Consider the following 18,607-nt stretch of genomic DNA (forward strand, 5'->3'; position numbering starts at 1 on the left):
CCTCATGCAACATTGTTCTAGCGTGCTGCGTACTCGAGCATACGGTCGAGCGTGAGCTTGGCCTGGTCGGCAGCCTCGTCCGACACGCCGATCTGCACCTCGCCCTCGCCCGTCTCCAGGCAGTGCACGAGCTTTTCGAGCGTGATGAGGTCCATGTTGACGCAGGCGGGCTGCACCGCGGGGAAGTAGAACTTCTTGCCAGTGCCCTGGCAGCGGCGCTCGAGCTCGTAGAGCACGCCGCGGACCGTCACGATAATGAACTCGCTCGCGTCGGACTCCTCGGCATACTTGATGATGCCGGCGGTGGAGCCGATGTAGTCGGCCTCGGCCAGGACGTCGGCCTTGCACTCGGGGTGCGCCAGCACGAGCGCGTCGGGGTGGGCCTCCGTCGCGTCGACGATCTGCTCGACGGTGATGATGTGATGGCGCGGGCAGTAGCCGTTGTTGAGAATGACGTGCTTTTGCGGCACCTGCTCGGCTACGAAGCGTCCCAGGTTTTGGTCGGGAATGAACAGAATATGCTGCTGCGGCAGCTCGGACACGATCTTAACGGCGTTGGAACTGGTGACGCACACGTCGCTCCAGCTCTTGATCTCGACCGTGGAGTTGACGTAGCACACCACGGCCAGGTCGTCGCCGTACTCGGCGCGCGCCGCGTCGACCGTCTCGCGCTTGACCATGTGCGCCATGGGACAGTCCGCGCCCGGCTCGGGCAGCAGCACGGTCTTAGTGGGATTGAGCAGCTTGGCGCTCTCGCCCATAAACTCCACGCCGCACAGCACGATAGTCTGCTGCGGCAGGCTCTTGGCGAGCTTTGCCAGGTAGAAGCTGTCGCCGACGTAATCAGCCACGGCCTGCACCTCGGGCGCCACGTAATAGTGCGCCAGGATCACCGCGTCACGTTGGGTTTTTAGCTGCTGAATGGCCTCGACGAGCTCTGCGGGCACCAGTGCCGCGCGCTCCGTTGCCGTCGTTGCCGATGCTAGGCCGGCCGCGATATCGCGTGCAAGCTCCGACGCATCCATGTTCGCGCTCTGTGCCATCAAGGCCCCTCTCTTTTGGCGAATCTTGGGGCTTTAGTATGACACCTAGGTTTACAGCTGACAAGACAGCTGTAAACCTAGGTGTAAAGTTGAAATAAAGATTCAATCTTGGGTCGGGTCCATTTTCGAACTGGCAAGCTGAGGATAGCTGAGCTCTCGATGGCGCAGGAGGCATCTTTCGCCACCGCAACACCGCTTGGCGCGAGCTGCACGCCGTGGGGCGCAAACGGACCGCACCCCCGCAAGCGGCGCGTGCCCGATGTGGCAAAATCGAACTACTTAAGGGGGCCGAATGCTCAAGATTATTGCCTGCGACGATGATGTCGCTTTTCTAGATAGACTGCACCGGATGATCGACCGTTGGTCGACCGAGACGGGCACGGCGGTCGATGTTGCGCTCGTCACGCGCGGCGAGGACCTGCTGGCCCGCCATGCCGCATCGCGCGCCGACATCATTCTGCTCGACATGATCATGCCGCTCGTCAACGGCATGGACACCGCACGCGAACTGCGCCAGGCCGACACCGCCGTGCGCCTGGTGTTCCTCACCTCGTCGCCCGAGTTCGCGCTGGAATCCTACGAGGTCCGCGCCTTCGACTATCTGCTCAAGCCCGTGACTTACGAACGCCTGGCGCGATTACTCGACGAGCTTTCGAGCATGCGCCCGGCGGCAACCGACGAGCTCGTGATCAAAACTTCCTTTGGCTACCACGCCTTGCGCCTGTCCGACATCGAATATGCCGAGGCGCGCAACAAGCACGTGGTCTTCCACCTGCGCGACGGACGCGATATCGAGGCACTCGAGTCGTTCCGCAGCGTCGAGGACCGCTTGGAGCAAAACGCGGTCTTCTTTAAATGCCACCGCAGCTACCAGGTCAACCTGCGCAATATCGATCACTTTGACCGCACGGACATCGTCATGCGCTCGGGCGCGTGCATCCCGCTTTCGCGCAGCTGCAAGCAGGGATTCCAAGACGCCTACTTTGCGGTGCGCTTTGAGGGCGGGAGGCGCTGATGGTCTCCTCGGTCGAAATGATCCTTTGGGCAATCCACCACGCCACGACGCTGCTCTTTGGCGTCTTTGCCTCGGCGGCGCTGTGCGGTGTCGAGATCAACCGGCGTCATGCGCTTGAACTGGTGCTGGTCGGCGTCGTGACCGGCGCTGCCTTTTCGATCGCCAATGCCGTCGGCGGTGAGCTTTTCGCCCGCCAGGTATATCCGCTCGTCGTGCATTTGCCGCTCGTCATCTATTTGTGCGCGCGCTACCGCCTGAGCCCGCTGCTTGCCGTGCTCGGCATTACGAGTGCCTATCTGAGCTGCCAGTTCAGCAATTGGATGGGCATCGCCGCATTTGCCGCAACCGATTCTCAGATCGCGTACTATCTGGCGCGCATCGCGACCACACTCGCCGTCTTTGCCGTCCTGTTGCATTGGGCCGGCGACATCGGTCCGCGCTTGGCGATTAAAAGCACCACCGAGCTGGGCATCCTTTTAATCCTGCCGCTCGTCTATTACGTCTTTGACTATGCCACCAACGTCTACACCACGCTGTTCCACTCGGGCTCGGTGGTGACGGTTGAGTTTTTGGCATTTGCGCTCTGTGCCTTCTATCTTATGTTTCTTGCCGTTTACCTGCGCGAATACGAAGAAAAGGAAACCGCCGAGCGAGAGCGCTGGATGCTCGAAACCCGCGACAGCGCCGCCATCAAAGAGCTCGAGGCTTGGCGTCAATCTGGGCGCGAGCTGTCGATTCTGCGCCACGACATGCGCCACTTCCTACGCGGCCTGGCCGCTTTAATTGAGGAGGGCCACACCGACGAGGCGCTCGATCGCATCGACGAACTCTGCGAAGCCGGCGACCGCACCGCCGTACGCCGCTTCTGCGCCAACGAGACCGTAAACATCGCGCTTTCGTCATTTAACTCGGATATCAATAGAAACGGCATTACCGCCAACCTGCGCGCCGCCGTACCCGAAACCATCCACGTAGGTGACGCCGACCTGTTTAGCGTGCTCTCAAATGCCTTGGAAAACGCTATCACCGCCGCAAGCGCCGCACCCCAAGGAAAGCGATTCGTCGACTTTGACCTGCGATTAGAGGACGGCCAGCTGCTGCTGTTAGTTTCCAACACGTTTGACCGCACGCCGCGCATGGTCGACGGCATGCCCGTAGCCGGGCACACCGGACACGGCTTTGGAACCAAGAGCATTAAGCTTGCCGTCGAACGCATGAACGGCAACTGCCAGTTCCGCATTAACGGCGATCGGTTTGAGCTGCGCGCTGTGATGTAGAAGTGCGGCGCCGATCTCGAGGCGTGCCTTGCCCGCCAGGCAATCGCTCGCCGGCGCCAATCCGCTACAGCGGAGCGACCGCCGGAGTCAGCTGCTTGATGTAGGCCCACATGCGCTGCTTAGCGGCCTTGTCGGTGAGTGCCGCCTCAAAGCCGTCGAGCGCGAGCACGCGGCGGCCCTGCACATGGGCGACCAGGCCGGGCTTGAGCATAGCGGTATCGAAGTCGTCGATTGCCACAAGCATGTCGGCATAGGTCTCGCGCATGGTATCGGCCGCGCGATCGTCCAGCAGCAGAACCGCCTCGGGGTCCAAAGCCTCAAGCGCCTCACGGAACAGCTCGCACGGCAGAGTCTCGCCCACCGCGACCGCTCCGTCACCCACGCCGGCGACGCTTGCCAGCACGCAAAAATCCTCGGGCGCGTAGCCGATGGCCCCAAGCGCCTTGCGCAACGCCGCGCCATCCGGGCCGGCGGCAAGCTCGCCACCCGAACGCTCGGCCTCGTCCAAATCGCCTTTGACCAGCACGATCGGCGAGCACGCGTTGCCCGCGATACGCACGCCACGAACCGCAAGCGATGTGAGCTCCTGCTCGGCCGCCTGGGCGATGGCTTCTTTTTTCTGGCTTTGTGACGTGGGCATGCGCTCTCCAATCGTTTGCGTGCCCACCATTATATAAAAGAGCCGCCCGCGAGTGGTTGCTTTGCGGGCCGCTGGGTATAAGCAGGGTCGTACTGAGTTTTACGCGGCCGAGCCGCGTCGCATTATGGAGGTCACCATGGCTGACATTAAGCAGATTACCCCCGAGAACTTCGATTCCATCGTTAACGACAGCCTGCCCGTGCTGGTTGATTTTTGGGCTCCGTGGTGTGGGCCGTGTCGTTCACTCTCGCCCATCGTGGACGAGGTCGCCGACGAGCTGGCCGGCAAGCTGGCCGTGGCCAAGTGCAACGTCGATGACAACCAGGACCTGGCCATGAAGTTTGGCGTCATGAGCATCCCCACGCTGATCGTCTTTAAGAACGGCGAAGAGGTTGACCGCTCGGTCGGCGCGCTGCCCAAGGCGAGGCTTCAGGCGCTGCTGGAGAAGCATCTGTAATACGCTTGTTACGTATCTGCCGTCCATGAGCGGTTTTGCACCGCTCGCCGGAGTGCCGGGCGCGGCGCGGACGACCACGGATAGTATGGTAGTTACAAACGGCCCCCAGTGAACGGGTGCGAGTCACACAGACTCGCACCCGTTTTCTTATGCAGCTGCGCACAGAGCGGGCGTAGTAAAATCTGAACCACTGAACTGCCCCATACAAAAGGAGATTTTCCATGCATGATGTTGGAATGAACATGAGCCAGCTTGCCATGAGCGTCAAGCAGGTCGACGACACCATCGAGCTCGCTCACGAGTGGAGCCATCAGCTGCTGCATGCGACCGAGAACTTTGATATGGAGCGCATTGGTGCCAAACTCGAGGCCGCCATGGCGGCGCTCCACGAGGCGCACGACGCACTCGAGGGCTACGAGGAGGCCATCGAGGCCGACCATAACTCCGTTGGCTCCGTAAAGCTGGTGTAGCGTGACCGAGCACGAGCACACCTGCGGGCACGAGCATTCGCACGGGCCGACCGGCGACGCAGACTGCCGTTGCAGCGGCTCCGCCTCCGAGCTGGTCCGTTTTTCGGTCACCGCGCCCGACGACCTGTTGCGCCGCTTTGACGAGCAGATCGCGCGCCGCGGTGACGTGGCCAACCGTTCCGAGGCCGTACGCGATCTGATTCGCGCCTCGATCGCCAAGGAGCAGATGCGAACGCCCAACGAGCAGGTCATCGGGTCGCTCACCATGATTTACGACCATCACACCGGCGACCTGACGCGCCGTCTGGACGAGGTGCAGCACGACTACACCGACGAGATTGTCTCGACCATGCACGTGCATCTGGACCACCACAACTGCCTGGAGATTCTGGCGCTCAAGGGTCGCGGCAAACGCGTCTACGAGCTGGCAGACCGTCTGCTGGGACTGCGCGGGGTTAAACACGGCGAGCTCACCTGTGCCGCCACCGAGCAGAGCCTGGGGCTGTAACAGCACACATTTCAATGAAGGAGGATCGCATGCGGCATGTGCATATCCATGTAACGGGCATTGTGCAGGGCGTTGGCATGCGGCCATTTGTGTATCGCGAGGCCATGGCGCATGGCATTTGCGGCTGGGTGCTCAACGCGGGCGATGGCGTGCACATCGAGGCGCATGCTTCGGTCGAGGCGCTCGACGGCTTTGTCGCCGCGCTGTCGGAGCACGCGCCTGCCGCGGCCCGCGTTGAGCATGTCGAGGTTGTGGACTTGGCAGCCAACGGTTGGGATGCCGCCAATGAAGAGGGTTTTCGCATCGTAGCATCGCAGGACCAGACCGCGCACACGACGCTCGTCTCGCCCGATATCGCCACCTGCGACGATTGCCTGCGCGAGCTGTTCGATCCCGCCGACCGACGCTATCACTACCCCTTTATCAACTGCACTAACTGCGGCCCACGCTTTACCATCATCCGATCGCTGCCTTATGACCGAGCGGCTACCTCGATGGACCGTTTTCCCATGTGCCCTGAGTGTGCCGCGGAGTATGCCAATCCGCTCGACCGTCGCTTTCACGCGCAGCCCGATGCCTGCTTTAATTGCGGGCCGCATATCATGTGGCGCGAAGCGAGCGTGGGCGATGAGCCGGGCGAAGCCGCCGCGCCGCTGGCCGTCGGCACCACGCGCGAGACCAGCGACGCCATTATCGACCGCTGCGTTGAGCTGCTGGCCCTTGGTGGCATCGTCGCCATCAAGGGCCTGGGCGGATTCCATCTATCCTGTGACGCCTCCAACGAGCAGGCGGTAGCCGAGCTTCGCCGCCGTAAACGCCGCAGCAACAAGCCACTTGCCGTTATGGTGCGCAGCCTTGCCGACGCTGAACGCCTGTGCCATATCAGCGACGTTGAGCGCGGCTTGCTGGCCGGCAGCATTCGCCCCATTGTGCTGCTGCGCCGACGTGCTGTTTGCGAGAGCGGTGATTCTCCCGACGCCCTCGCGCTCGCACCGTCCGTCGCGCGCGACCTGCCCGAGCTCGGCGTTATGCTCCCCTACACCCCGCTTCAGCATCTGCTGCTTGCCGCGGCAGAAGCCCGCGGTATGCACGCGCTCGTCATGACCAGCGGAAACCTGAGCGAAGAGCCCATCGAGACCGACGACGATCTTGCCTGGGAACACCTCGTTGCCGCCGGCATCGCCGACGCGTTGCTCGGTAACGACCGCGCGATCCTCTCGCGCTACGACGACTCTGTAGTGCGCGTGGTCGACGGCGCCGTTATGCCCGTGCGCCGCGCTCGCGGATATGCACCCCAGCCGCTGCCGCTGCCGGCGCTCGACGGCGCTCCGTCCTGCGTGCTCGCCTGCGGGCCACAACAAAAGGCCACGATTGCGCTCACGCGTGAAGGGACGAACGGCGAGGCAACCTGTTTTGTGTCGCAGCATATCGGCGATGTTGAAAACGGCGGGACCTTCGATGCCTGGAACGCCGCGCGCACGCGCTTGGAAGATCTCTTTGACTTGGCGCCCGCCGCCTTAGCCTGCGATGTACATCCCAGCTATCTATCGAGCCAGTGGGCGCGCGAGCAGGCGCGAAAATGCAATCTGCCGCTCGTCGAGGTGCAGCACCATCATGCGCATATCGCGAGCGTAATGGCCGAGGCTATCGCCGCGGGCCAGCTTACAACCGACGCGCGCGTCCTTGGCATCGCCTTTGACGGCACCGGCGCCGGTACCGATGGGACCATTTGGGGCGGCGAGTTTCTTGTTGCCAGCCTTGGCGGCTTTGAGCGCGCCGCGCATTTGCGCACCTGGGCGCTCCCCGGCGGGGCGGCCTCCGTGCGCGACGCCCGCCGCAACGCCTTTGCCCTGCTCAGTGAGCTCGGCCTGCTCGAGCACCCAGGCGCCGCTCGGCTTTTGGACAGCCTCGACGAGCAAACGCGCAGCGTGACAGCCACCATGATCGAGCGCGGCATCAACAGCCCGCGTACCAGCAGCATGGGGCGTCTCTTTGATGCCGCGGCAGCAATTCTGGGCATCTGCGACAAGGCAACCTACGAGGGCGAACCCGCCATAGAATTCGAAGCCGCCGCCTGGCGCGCGCTCAGCAGTGAAAGTGCCTGCCCCACCGGCAATATGGCCAGCTTTTCCGTAACCGAATCATCCCGTCCGGACGACTGCCATGTTCTGAACTCCAGACCGCTTTTTGAGGCGCTTTTGGAGGGAATCAGGACCGGCGTGCCCGCCGGCAAGCTCGCGCTCGACTTCCATGTCACCATCGCACGCGCGTCGGCCCGCATCGCAAGCGAGATCTGCGTCCGTGAAGGCATCGACACCGTCGTGCTCTCGGGCGGCGTGTTCATGAACCGACTCCTGCTTCAGTTCCTCACCCGCGAGCTCAAAAGCGCAGGCCTTACTGTCCTTGTCCCCCACACCGCACCCGTCAATGACGGCTGCATCGCCTACGGCCAAGCGGCGGTCGCAAGCGCTCGTCTTGCGCAGACAACATCGCGATAGGCTGTTTTGCCAGTCTGCGCGCCGCCGTCTCACAGGTGTAACGCGTTTGCTCGTGACTCCCGCGAGCGCTACCATCAACTGATGGGTAATTAGGCGCCTATCCAGCGCAAAACGTATAAAAGGGGAACATTATGTGCCTTGCCGTTCCCGGTAAAGTGGTCAAACGCGACGACGACCTTAAGGCGACCGTCGACATGATGGGCATCGAGCGCCCCGTTTCGCTGCGCCTCGTGCCGACGGCACAGGTAGGCGACTATATTCTCGTGCACGCCGGCTTTGGCATTCAGATTGTCGACGAGCAGGAGGCGCAGGAGACGCTCGACCTGGTCAACACCATGACCGAACTGGTCGAAGAAGACCAGCTGGCCACCAACCCGGCGGAGGCTTACTAGTGGCGGCCGGACAGCCGGCTCGCTCCGGTATCGACTTTTCGGCATTCCGCGATCCCAAGCTGGCTCGCGAGCTCATCGATCGTATTCATGAGCTTGTCGGCAACCGCAGCATCAACCTTATGGAAGTCTGCGGCACGCACACCGTGAGCATCGGTCGCTATGGCTTTCGCTCCATTATGCCTGCCGGGCTCAAACTGCTGAGCGGTCCGGGTTGCCCCGTCTGTGTTACCGCCAACCGCGATATCGACCATGCAATCGCGCTCGCCAAGATGGACGGCGCCATCATCACCACCTTTGGCGACATGATGCGCGTGCCCGGGTCGTCTACCTCGCTCGCCGCGCAAAAGGCGGCGGAGCGCGATATTCGCATTGTGTACTCCCCGCTCGATGCACTCGATATCGCCGAACACAACCCCGATCGCCCGGTCATCTTTATGGGCGTCGGCTTTGAGACCACGACGCCTACCATCGCCGCCGCCATCCTGGAGGCAGACGCGCGCGGGCTGCAGAACTTCTCGGTCTACTGTGCCCATAAGACCACGCCGCCGGCGCTGCGCGCCATCGCCAACGATCCCGAGACCACTATCGACGGCTTTATCCTGCCGGGCCACGTCGCCACCATCACGGGCCTGGCGCCCTTTAGCTTTTTGGTCGACGAGTTCAATACCCCGGGTGTGGTCACGGGATTTGAACCGGTCGATATCCTGCAGGGCATCTGCATGCTGGTCCAGATGGTTGTCGAGAACAGGCCGGCGATCGACAACGCCTACCGCCGTGGCGTCAACGCAGACGGCAACCCCGTTGCGCGCCAGCTGGTCGAGCAGGTGTTTGAGCCATGCAACACCACGTGGCGCGGGCTGGGGCCGATTGCCAACTCGGGCCTTTCCATCCGCCCCGAGTTCTCGCGCTTTGATGCCCGCACTCGCTTTGACGTGCCCGTTGAGACGACGGTCGAGCCGCGTGGGTGCCGCTGCGGCGACGTGCTGCGCGGGGCCATTACGCCGAGCGACTGCCCTCTGTTCGGCCAAGCTTGTACACCCGAGCATCCCGTCGGCCCCTGCATGGTGAGTTCCGAGGGCAGCTGTGCAGCATATTTCCGCTACCGAGGCTAATGGGTTCCGCCGCTCTAACGAACGGCGGGCCGGTCGACGCTGCACCTCACCCATATAATTCCGTCCTCGATTGGAGTTTTCGATATGTCCCGTACTGCCACCGATAGCACTGTCCTGTTGGGCCACGGCTCTGGCGGCCAGATGATGAAACGCATCATCGATGAGGTCTTTTTGGATGCCTTTGGGTCGCCCGAACTGCTCGAGGGCAACGATGCCGGCGTCGCTGCGCTGCCCGCGAGCGGGCGCATCGCCATGTCGACCGACAGCTTTGTAGTCTCGCCGCAGTTCTTCCCCGGCGGCAATATCGGCCGACTCGCCGTGTGCGGAACCGTTAACGACGTCGCGACCTCGGGCGCCAACGTGCGCTACCTCTCATGCGGTTTTATCCTCGAAGAGGGCTACCCCATGGACAAGCTGCGTCAAATCGTGCAGACCATGGCCGAAACGGCGCGCGAGGCGGACGTGGCGATCATCACGGGCGACACCAAGGTGGTCGAGCGCGGCGGGGCCGACGGCGTCTACATCAATACCGCCGGCGTGGGCGAGGTGCCCGAGGGCGTGGCGCTCAGCGGCGCCAACTGCCAGCCTGGCGATGTCATCCTGGTGTCGGGTACACTCGGCGACCACGGTATCGCCATCATGAGTCAGCGCGAGGGTCTGGCGTTTTCGAGCACCATCGAAAGCGACGCCGCGCCGCTCAACCACCTGATTGCCGATGTGCTTGCCGCAGCACCCGACACACGCTGCTTCCGCGACCCCACTCGCGGTGGCCTGGCGTCCACGCTCAACGAGTTTGCCCAGGCCAGCGGCGTTGCCATGGAGGTCGACGAGGATGCCGTGCCCGTACGCCCCGACGTGCAGGCAGCCTGCGAGATGCTCGGCTATGATGTGTTGCAGGTGGCAAACGAGGGCAAGATGGTCGCCGTGGTGCCGGCCGAACAGGCAGATGCGGCACTGGCCGCCATGCGCGCCGCCCGCTACGGCGAGAATGCCGCCATCATCGGTCGCGTGCTGCCGCTTGCCGAGGACGCCCGCCCCGCCGTGCGCGTACGCACCGGCTGGGGCTCGACCCGCATACTCGACATGCTCGTGGGAGAGCAGCTGCCGAGGATTTGCTAACGACAAAGGCTCAGGGCTATTAAAGATATTCAGATTCCAAACATGCCCGGCACGCATGCCCAGTATCATGGGGTGCGTTTTACAACTCAAGCGGCAGGAGCACCCATGGCAGCAGCTTTTTCTCATGTGATCTTTGACTTGGACGGCACCATCCTCAACACGCTCGAGGACCTGGCGGCCGCCGGCAACCATACCTGCGAGGCACACGGCTGGCCCACGTTTGCCGTTGACGAGTACCGCTACAAGGTGGGAAACGGCATGCTCAAGCTGGTTGAGCGCTTTATGCCTGCCGAGTATGCGGGCGACGGCCGTATGTTTGAGCAGACGCTTGCCGAGTTTAGGGCTTATTACGGCGATCACAAGGAGGACCACACTGCCCCCTATGCCGGCACGATCGAGATGCTCGACCGTCTGCGCGCCGCGGGCGTGCAGCTTGCCGTGCTCACCAACAAGGACCACATCTCGTCGGCTCCGCTTATCGAGAAGTATTTTGGTTCCGAGCGCTTTGCGCTGGTACAGGGCCGTGTCGATGCGTTTCCGCCCAAGCCCGAAGCACCCGTCACGCTGCATGTGATGGAGGAGCTGGGCGCCGATCCGGCAACCACACTCTATGTGGGCGATTCGAATGTCGATGTTCTGACCGGCCACAACGCCGGCCTTAAGAGCGTGGGCGTCAGCTGGGGCTTCCGCGGCCGCGCAGAGCTGGAGGCCGCCGGCGCCGACTACGTGGTGGACACCCAGGACGAACTCGCGGCGCTGATCTTGGGCGAGTAACGAAACCGACGCGCTACGCAGTCGCGGCGATTATGCCGCGCGGAAAGCGCGTCCCGTTTTGACGCTCCAGAGCATAGTCGTTGGGGACATTCTTAAACGACCGGTCAAACAAGAACGTCCCCAATGACTACCATGGCAACGTCACAGGTAGAGGACGGACAGCGAAAACGCCCCTAAGCGAGCAAGGTGACGTGAAATGAAAGGGCGCTGACCTTCTGGTCGCGCCCTTGAAATTGAACGTCAGATTGCCGCTTAGGGGCGTTTGCAGCGTCGAGCAGTTGCGGCGTTTGGTAAAACGCCGTAACTCCCTAGCTCATCATGGCATTCATCATCTCGTTGGTTGCGGAATCGTCGGCAGACCACTCGCCGTCGTCATTGCAGGAATACTTGAAGGTGACCTTGGTGTCCTTGGTCTTAGCAGCCTTGGTCACATCGACCATAACCTGACCGGCCATCTTGTACAGCTCGTCATCGGAAGGCATCGAATCGAGCGCAGCGACCTTCTCCTGGTACTGGGTGGCAAAATCCTCAACGATCTGGTTCATGGACTTGCAGGTAATGGTGACCTCGGCAGTCGCGGTGCCCTTGTCCTCGTCGACCGTCACGTCGCCGATCTTGTAGTCAAAGCCCTCGAGATAGCTCTTGGCGTACTCCTTGGGATCGATGCCCAGCTGCTCGAACTCGTCGCCCGAAGCCTCTTCCAGGCCGGCGAGGAAGTCGTCGCCACCGTTCTTGACCTCGTCAAACTGCGTCGTAAGATCCTCGGTGATGAGCTCCTCAACCGAAGGACCTCCGCAGCCGGAAAGCACAACCACGCACGCGACCAGAACAGCCATCAGGGGCACAAGCAGCAGCTTCTTTTTCATGAGATTCCTCCCAACAAGCGGCACCGCGCTTCCCGACGCGGCGCACGTCGTAACAATAAGGCCATACTAGCAGATAACGAACACCCCAGGCAAAGCAAAGGCGCAGTCGGCTCGATTTAACGTCCGAACGGTTTACCGATCCGCCCAACGCGCAATAAAACGTTCCGCCGCATTGTAATAAAAAAGGGTGGTCGAACGATTCGACCACCCCAAAACACCCTTATGTTGCCGCAGCTTACTTGCGAACGACCTTGACGATGACATCGCCGGCGGCGACAGCGGAGTCAGCCTCGACGGCGAGCTCGACGTCGGCGAACTCGGCGGTGTTGGACACAGCCACGACGACGCAGTCCTTGTAGCCGGCAGCGGCGATCTTGGCGCGGTCGATCTTGAGCATGGGCTGGCCAGCCTTAACGACATCGTCAGCCTTGACGAAGCCCTCGAAGCCGTCGCCGTTCATGTTGACGGTATCGACGCCAACGTGCACCAAAACCTCGATGCCGCTATCGGACTGCAGGCCCACGGCGTGACCCATGGTGACGGTCACCTTGCCGTCGCAGGGAGCGTAGACCAGATCGTCCTCGGGCCACACGGCGCAGCCCTTGCCCAGCACCTCGCCGCTAAAGACGGGATCGGGCACGTCGGCCATCTTGATGACCTTGCCCTTGACGGGCGAGCACAGCACGTCGGCGCCGGCAGAAGCAGAGATGGAGGCCGGAGCAGCGACAGCCGCGGGCTCAGCCTTCTTCTTGAACATGTCAAACAGACCCATACGTTTTCTCCTCTTGATTAAGCGCAACGTTATGCGCATGCCTATGGTGATTATAGTGCCAAATGATCAAATTGCTAAGGTAAGAGCTCGAGTCGAGAGCCCTTCCAGGCCCTTCCCAAAACCTTTTCCCCCAGTGGCACTCATATTGTCGATTAATCCTCGATAAGCCCCAGGCGAACGAAAGCGTTCCGGATGCCGCCGTCATCGACGTCGGTGGTCACGCAATCGGCTGCCTGTCCGGCGTTCGGCAGAACGCCGGAACTCAATCGCCGAAACTCAATTAATCCAGGCCCTCGGCGCCGTTGGACTTGATGATCTTCTGGTAGGCGTAGAAGCTGTCCTTGCGGCGGCGCTCGTAGGTACCGGTGCCGTCATCGTACTTATCGACGTGGATGAAGCCGTAGCGCTTGCGCATCTCGCCGGTGCCGGCGGACACCAGGTCGATGGGGCCCCACCAGGTGTAGGCGATCAAGTCGACGCCGTCGGCAATGGCCTCGCCCATGGCTTTGATGTGGCTGCGCAGGTAGGCAATGCGGTACGGGTCGTGGATGGAGCCGTCCTCCTCGACCTCGTCGTAGGCGCCCATGCCGTTCTCGACCACCATCAGCGGAATCTCATAGCGGGCGTAAATCTCGTTGAGGGCGATGCGCAGACCCAGCGGATCGATCTGCCAGCCCCAGTCGGTGGACTCCAGATAGGGGTTCTTGCCGCCAAAGGTCATGTTGCCCTCGGTCATCTCGTGGTCCTTGTGGGTGCCCACGGTGCCGGACATGTAGTAGCTAAAGGTGTAGAAATCAACCTTGCCGTCGGCGATATCCTGCAGGTCGCCGTCCTCCATCACGAGCTCAACGTCGTTCTCGGCCCAGAAGCGCTTGGCATAGAACGGGTACTTACCGCGCACCTGCACGTCGGAGCAGTACCAGTTCATGGTGTTCATCTCCTGCTGCGTGGCGAACACGTCGGCCGGATCGCACGTGGCGGCATAGGAGAGGATGAAGCAGTCCATGTTGCCCATCTTAAACTGCGGGTAATGCTCGTGGGCATAACGCACGACGCGGCCGCTGGCGACAAACTGGTGATGCAGCGCCTGCATACGAGCCTGCGGCGTGGTGTGGACCGCCGACGCCGGACCCTCAAAGCCCTGAATCATGCTGGTCTCAAAGAGGTTCCCCATGTCCTGAGTACCGCAGTTGATCTCGTTGAAGGTGAGCCAGAACTTGACCTTGTCTTGATAGCGGTCGAAGACGGTCTGGCAGTACTTCTCAAAGAAGCCGATGAGCTCGCGACTCGCCCAGCCGTTGTATTTCTCGACCAGGTGATAGGGCATCTCGTAGTGCGAGAGGGTCACGAGCGGCTCGATATTGTGGGCACGCAGGCAGTCGAAAACGCGGTCGTAGAAGGCGAGGCCGGCCTCATTGGGCTCAGCGTCGTCGCCGTTGGGGAAGATACGGCTCCAGGAGATGGACATGCGGAACATATTGAAGCCCATCTCGGCGAACAGCGCGATGTCTTCCTCGTAGTGATGGTAGAAATCGATACCGTCATGATTGGGGTAGAAGCGGTTGGGGTCGATGTCGATCGTAATCTGACGCGGCTCCTTGTAGCTGCCTCCCAAGAAGTGGTCGTCGACGGAAGGACCGCGGCCGTCCACGTTCCAAGCGCCCTCAAACTGGTTGGCGGCGGTGGCGCCACCCCAATAGAAACCCTTGGAGAACTTGATGTTTGCCATGAGCATCTCCTTTGCATCGCGGGTCGATAATCCGAGTATCGCCCACGCGCGGGACGGGCAGAAGCGGGCGCGCCAAACCCGATACTTCTTTTCGCAGCGGCACCCCGCCGCCTGCCCGCCCCTGACACTTCCTGACACCTGCCAAAAAGGGACAGGTTTATTTTGGTCGGTTTTATCTGGGAAAACGCTGACGATAGGCAGCCGGCGTGCAGCCATAGCGCTCGGCAAACTTTTTGTAGAAGAAGCTCATGTTGGCATAGCCCGCCTCGCGCGCAGCCGCCTCTGCCGTGGCACCGGCGTCGAGCAGTGCCGCTGCGCGCGCCAGGCGGCCCTCCTGCACGAGCTGCATGAATGTGCGGCCTGTCTGACGCTTGAGTAGGGCGCTTGCGTAGTTGGGGCTCAGGTGCAGATGGCGGGCGAGGTCGTCGAGCGCGCAATCGCAGGCGTGACGCTCGATATAGCCCATAGCAGCCGCGACCTGCGCCGATGGCAGCGCGGGCGCGTCCGATCGCAGAAGACCGGCCTCGTAGCTTTGCATGAGCTCGACCAACAGCAGCTCAAACAGCCTCGAGACAATCTGGGGGCTCGCTGGCGTGGGGTCCAGACGCTCGCACAGCATCTCCTGCATGTAGCGGCGCACGCGACGGCTGCCGCCCGTATGGAAATGCACGTGTCCGCGGTGGTCGGTTTCGTCCGTGAGGGCGTTGAGCAGGAACCGCGAGACCGCGCTTGTGGGCGAAAGGCTTTGCTCCAGGCTACGGCGCAGCATTGGCCGCGAGATGATGACGCTCAGCATTATGTCGTGCTCACCGAGCTCGCCAACAGCATGCGGGCAGGCGGCATCGAGCAGGAGGACCTCGTTTTGAGCGAGCATGAGCGGCGCGCCGTTGACGATCTGCGGCGCTCGTCCTCGATAGACATAGCTGATTTCGACATAATCGTGCACGTGTTCCGGCACAGGATTGAAGCGCGAGTTGCGAACAATCGATAGCCCCTCGGGCATGCCTTCTTGGTGCAGAGCGAGCGTTGGGTTGCCAATTTTACGAATGAATCGGCCATCAATATCTGCCTGATTACCTTGACCGAGTGCATCGCTCCAGTCGTAATGGGCGCCCGCGCGATAGGCGCGTTCACTGTCGGTCAGCTCGAGTAGCAGGTTATCCAAGCGCGCGAGCTCCATAGTGCTCCCATCGTTGATTCGGTCATATTCTGCCGTGGTTTTGATATTAGCAGGGCGGCGCGCTCGGCGTACTCTGACTTCAATGGATTTGAAAGGCCGGTTTTGGAGGAGCGTATATGGCGGCGTATTTTGAGCAGGTGCTTGGCGGCACCTACGACAACCACGTGCTTCCGTTCTTGTGGCTCAAGGGCGAGGCGCGCGAGACGATTACCGAGTATCTGGAGCAGATCGCCGGGGCGGACATCCACGAGGTTTGCCTGGAATCGCGCACGCATCCCGATTTCTGTCGCGACGGCTGGTGGTCTGACCTGCGCTTTATCATCGGCGAGTGCAAGCGCCTGGGGTTAAAGATCTGGCTGCTCGACGACGCCCACTTCCCCACAGGCTATGCCAACGGCGCGCTTGCGGGCGATGGCGTCGACCCCGCGCTCAAGAAAACCGTGCTCAAGCATCGCACGATTACGGTTGTTGGTCCCCAACCGTCCACGACTATCAAGCTCGGTAATCTCATGGACCCCACCGAGCGCTTTGTGGGCGTGGCAGCTTTTGATGCCGCTGGTGCGCCGCTCGACCTTGCGCTCGCTGTTGAGCAAGGAGACGATGGAACGCCCGCCCGCTTGCGTTTTGACGCCCCCACCGGCGTCACTACGATCGTGCTGTACGCCACCAGCCAAAAGACCGGCTTTCGCGATGAGTACATCAACATGGTCGACGCTGCCTCGTGCCACGCGCTCATCGACGCCGTCTACGAGCCCACGTTTGAGCATCTGAGCGACGAGTTTGGCAAAACGATCTTGGGCTTTTTCACCGATGAGCCCGGCTTTATGAACGAGAAGGGCACCACGCTCGACGATGCTTCTACCAGCAGTTTTATCGGGCGAGGCGACCTAGCGCTGCCGTGGTCGAACGAGCTTGCCCACCGCCTGCGCGATGCGCTTGGCGAGAATTGGCTTGCTAAGTTGCACGGCCTTTGGACGCGCGAGGCAAACGGCGCCCAGGTTCGCCACGCCTATATGGACCTTGCTACGCAGCTCTACCGCAGCTGCTTTGACGAGCAGATTGGCGGTTGGTGCCGCGCGCACGGCGTCATGCACATTGGCCACGTGATCGAGGACAAGAGTTGTCACACGCGCCTGGGTCAGGGCGCTGGGCACTACTTCCGCGCGGTCGCAGGACAGGACATGGCCGGTGTCGACGTGGTCATCAACCAGCTTGCCCCCGGAATTGACCGCGGGCGCTACAGCTACTTCCACGGCGCATGGAACATGGAGTTCTTTACGTACGCGCTTGCCAAGCTGGGCTCTTCGGCCGCGCGCCTCGACCCCAAAAAGCAGGGGCGCTGCATGGCCGAGGTCTTTGGCGCCTTTGGCTGGCACGAGGGCCTGAGCGAGATGAAATGGATTGCCGACCATATGCTCGTCCGCGGTATTAACTGGTTTACGCCGCACGCGTTTAGCATGGCGCCCTTCCCCGATTGGGACTGCCCGCCGCACTTTTACGCGCACGGCAACAACCCGCAATGGCCGCACTTTGGCCAGCTCATGCGCTATATGAATCGCACGGCGACGCTCCTTTCGGAAGGCGCTGCCGCTCGCCCCGTCGCCATTCTGTACCATGCCGACGCCGAATGGGCCGGCAACGCCATGCCCGTCGAGCGCGTGGCGGCCGAGCTCACGCGCGCGCAGATCGATTTTGACTTTGTGCCTGCCGAGGCTTTTGAGGATGAGGGGCGTTACGAGGTTTCGATTGCCGATGGAATGCTGGCTGTTAACGGCTGTCGCTACCAGGCGTTTGTCATGCCGGGCGCCTCGTTTATTGGCGCGGCTACAGCGGAAGAGGTGAGGCGCATGATGGCCGCGGGTGTCACGGTGCTCGCTGCTGACGAAGTGCCCGGCGCTCTTTATGACGCGGATGGCGCAGCCGATCTGGACGGGCTTACGGCAACGCCACTTGCCGATGTGGCGGACGCGCTGGCAGACGCGGGGCTGCAGACCGTTGTGACCGATAGGCCACAGCCCTGGCTGCGCGCACTTCGCTACGAGCGTGCCGGCGAGACCTACGTCATGTTGGTCAACGAGCACCCACGTGAAAGCATTTGCTGCACGGTTTCGCTTCCGCAAGACAAGTGTCTTTGCGGAACGCGCCTCGACCTGCTGAACAGCACCAAGCCCGTTGCGTTTGACGGCGTGCTGGAGCTGGCGCCTTACGAGAGCTGCGTTGTTGTTCTGGAGGCAAGCGGCGCAATCGAGCCCGCGGACTGCACCGACACGAGCACACGTGCAACGCTCGCCCTCGACATCAGCCACCCCTGGACCGTCGCCCTCTCCCCTGCCGGCAGCGATGGAACCTTTGGCGAGCCGCAAAAGCTCGAGCGCCTGTGCGACCTCACGGCCGAGCAGTTCCCCGGCGTATGTGGTACGTTCCGCTATCGCACGTCGTTCGAGCTGGCCGACGACCTCGCCCACACCGTCATTGACCTAGGGGATGTCTACGAAGTCGCAACGCTCACGCTCGACGGACAAACGCTCGGCACGCGCATCTGCCCGCCCTATCGCTTTGCGACAGGCGCGCTTGCCGCCGGCGCACACGAGCTCGCCATCGATGTCATCAACACGCTCGACCATGCGACCTCCGACATCTTCGCCCTCACCGAGCCCGTCGCGCCCAGCGGTGTCCTCGGCCCCGTTACCCTTCTCGGGCAAAACCTGCCAAAATAAACCCGTCTCTTTTTGGCAGGTTTGGCGAGTGCGGGAGT

General features: G+C 62.0%; 17 protein-coding genes. 11 read left to right on the forward strand and 6 right to left on the reverse strand.

Annotation, left to right across the window (positions count from 1 at the left end; all coding sequences use genetic code 11):
- Positions 1–17: 17 nt before the first annotated feature.
- Positions 18–1,043 carry a quinolinate synthase NadA gene (nadA, locus tag I1969_RS03430; RefSeq protein WP_195232879.1) on the reverse strand — a complete coding sequence of 342 codons (1,026 nt, stop codon included), beginning with the start codon at positions 1,041–1,043 and terminating at the stop codon, positions 18–20.
- A gap of 292 nt (positions 1,044–1,335) precedes the next feature.
- Here nadA and I1969_RS03435 point away from each other — a divergent pair, with 292 nt between their 5' ends.
- On the forward strand, positions 1,336–2,058 hold the full coding sequence (locus tag I1969_RS03435) for a LytR/AlgR family response regulator transcription factor (protein WP_117746519.1): 723 nt from the start codon (positions 1,336–1,338) through the stop codon (positions 2,056–2,058).
- Positions 2,058–3,335: a sensor histidine kinase gene (locus I1969_RS03440; RefSeq protein WP_195232881.1), complete on the forward strand. Its 1,278-nt coding sequence runs from the start codon at positions 2,058–2,060 to the stop codon at positions 3,333–3,335. The genes I1969_RS03435 and I1969_RS03440 overlap by 1 nt, the downstream gene beginning before the upstream one ends.
- Before the next feature lie 64 nt (positions 3,336–3,399).
- Here the strand turns inward: I1969_RS03440 and I1969_RS03445 are convergent, their stop codons facing one another.
- Entirely contained in the window at positions 3,400–3,975 is a 576-nt protein-coding gene (locus I1969_RS03445) for a hypothetical protein (RefSeq protein WP_229028231.1), read from the reverse strand.
- Between the two features lie 136 nt (positions 3,976–4,111).
- On the opposite strand from I1969_RS03445, the gene trxA reads away from it, so the two are divergent.
- From trxA to I1969_RS03485, 8 genes are all read left to right on the forward strand, one after another.
- On the forward strand, positions 4,112–4,432 hold the full coding sequence (trxA, locus tag I1969_RS03450) for a thioredoxin (protein WP_117776407.1): 321 nt from the start codon (positions 4,112–4,114) through the stop codon (positions 4,430–4,432).
- Between the two features lie 221 nt (positions 4,433–4,653).
- Positions 4,654–4,902, forward strand: a complete 249-nt coding sequence (locus I1969_RS03455; RefSeq protein ID WP_006235225.1) for a hypothetical protein — start codon at positions 4,654–4,656, stop codon at positions 4,900–4,902.
- Position 4,903: 1 nt separating this feature from the next.
- The gene (nikR, locus tag I1969_RS03460; protein ID WP_195232885.1) at positions 4,904–5,410 is read left to right on the forward strand and encodes a nickel-responsive transcriptional regulator NikR; all 507 of its coding nucleotides are present in this window, start codon (positions 4,904–4,906) and stop codon (positions 5,408–5,410) included.
- A gap of 29 nt (positions 5,411–5,439) precedes the next feature.
- Positions 5,440–7,908: a carbamoyltransferase HypF gene (gene hypF / locus I1969_RS03465; protein ID WP_195232887.1), complete on the forward strand. Its 2,469-nt coding sequence runs from the start codon at positions 5,440–5,442 to the stop codon at positions 7,906–7,908.
- Between the two features lie 131 nt (positions 7,909–8,039).
- Positions 8,040–8,300: a HypC/HybG/HupF family hydrogenase formation chaperone gene (locus tag I1969_RS03470; protein WP_089573632.1), complete on the forward strand. Its 261-nt coding sequence runs from the start codon at positions 8,040–8,042 to the stop codon at positions 8,298–8,300.
- Positions 8,300–9,412, forward strand: coding sequence for a hydrogenase formation protein HypD (hypD, locus tag I1969_RS03475; protein WP_271747991.1), 1,113 nt, complete (start codon positions 8,300–8,302; stop codon positions 9,410–9,412). Before I1969_RS03470 ends, hypD begins: the two co-directional genes overlap by 1 nt.
- An 84-nt stretch (positions 9,413–9,496) precedes the next feature.
- On the forward strand, positions 9,497–10,531 hold the full coding sequence (gene hypE / locus I1969_RS03480; protein WP_195232889.1) for a hydrogenase expression/formation protein HypE: 1,035 nt from the start codon (positions 9,497–9,499) through the stop codon (positions 10,529–10,531).
- Positions 10,532–10,636: 105 nt separating this feature from the next.
- On the forward strand, positions 10,637–11,305 hold the full coding sequence (locus I1969_RS03485; protein ID WP_195232891.1) for an HAD family hydrolase: 669 nt from the start codon (positions 10,637–10,639) through the stop codon (positions 11,303–11,305).
- 308 nt (positions 11,306–11,613) lie between these two features.
- Here I1969_RS03485 and I1969_RS03490 read toward each other — a convergent pair whose 3' ends face one another.
- The 4 genes from I1969_RS03490 to I1969_RS03505 form a co-directional block, all read right to left on the reverse strand.
- Positions 11,614–12,171 carry a hypothetical protein gene (locus I1969_RS03490; protein ID WP_195232893.1) on the reverse strand — a complete coding sequence of 186 codons (558 nt, stop codon included), beginning with the start codon at positions 12,169–12,171 and terminating at the stop codon, positions 11,614–11,616.
- A gap of 235 nt (positions 12,172–12,406) precedes the next feature.
- Positions 12,407–12,943, reverse strand: coding sequence for a PTS sugar transporter subunit IIA (locus I1969_RS03495; RefSeq protein ID WP_195232895.1), 537 nt, complete (start codon positions 12,941–12,943; stop codon positions 12,407–12,409).
- A gap of 280 nt (positions 12,944–13,223) precedes the next feature.
- Complete coding sequence (locus tag I1969_RS03500; protein ID WP_195232897.1) at positions 13,224–14,672, reverse strand: glycoside hydrolase family 1 protein; 1,449 nt, start codon at positions 14,670–14,672, stop codon at positions 13,224–13,226.
- Positions 14,673–14,844: 172 nt separating this feature from the next.
- Positions 14,845–15,852, reverse strand: coding sequence for a helix-turn-helix domain-containing protein (locus I1969_RS03505; RefSeq protein ID WP_161160034.1), 1,008 nt, complete (start codon positions 15,850–15,852; stop codon positions 14,845–14,847).
- 116 nt (positions 15,853–15,968) lie between these two features.
- Here I1969_RS03505 and I1969_RS03510 point away from each other — a divergent pair, with 116 nt between their 5' ends.
- Positions 15,969–18,569, forward strand: a complete 2,601-nt coding sequence (locus I1969_RS03510) for a glycosyl hydrolase (protein WP_195232899.1) — start codon at positions 15,969–15,971, stop codon at positions 18,567–18,569.
- Positions 18,570–18,607: the final 38 nt, after the last annotated feature.

Source organism: Collinsella aerofaciens, from assembly GCF_015548375.1.
In the GTDB taxonomy this organism is placed as follows: Bacteria; Actinomycetota; Coriobacteriia; order Coriobacteriales; family Coriobacteriaceae; genus Collinsella; species Collinsella aerofaciens_AB.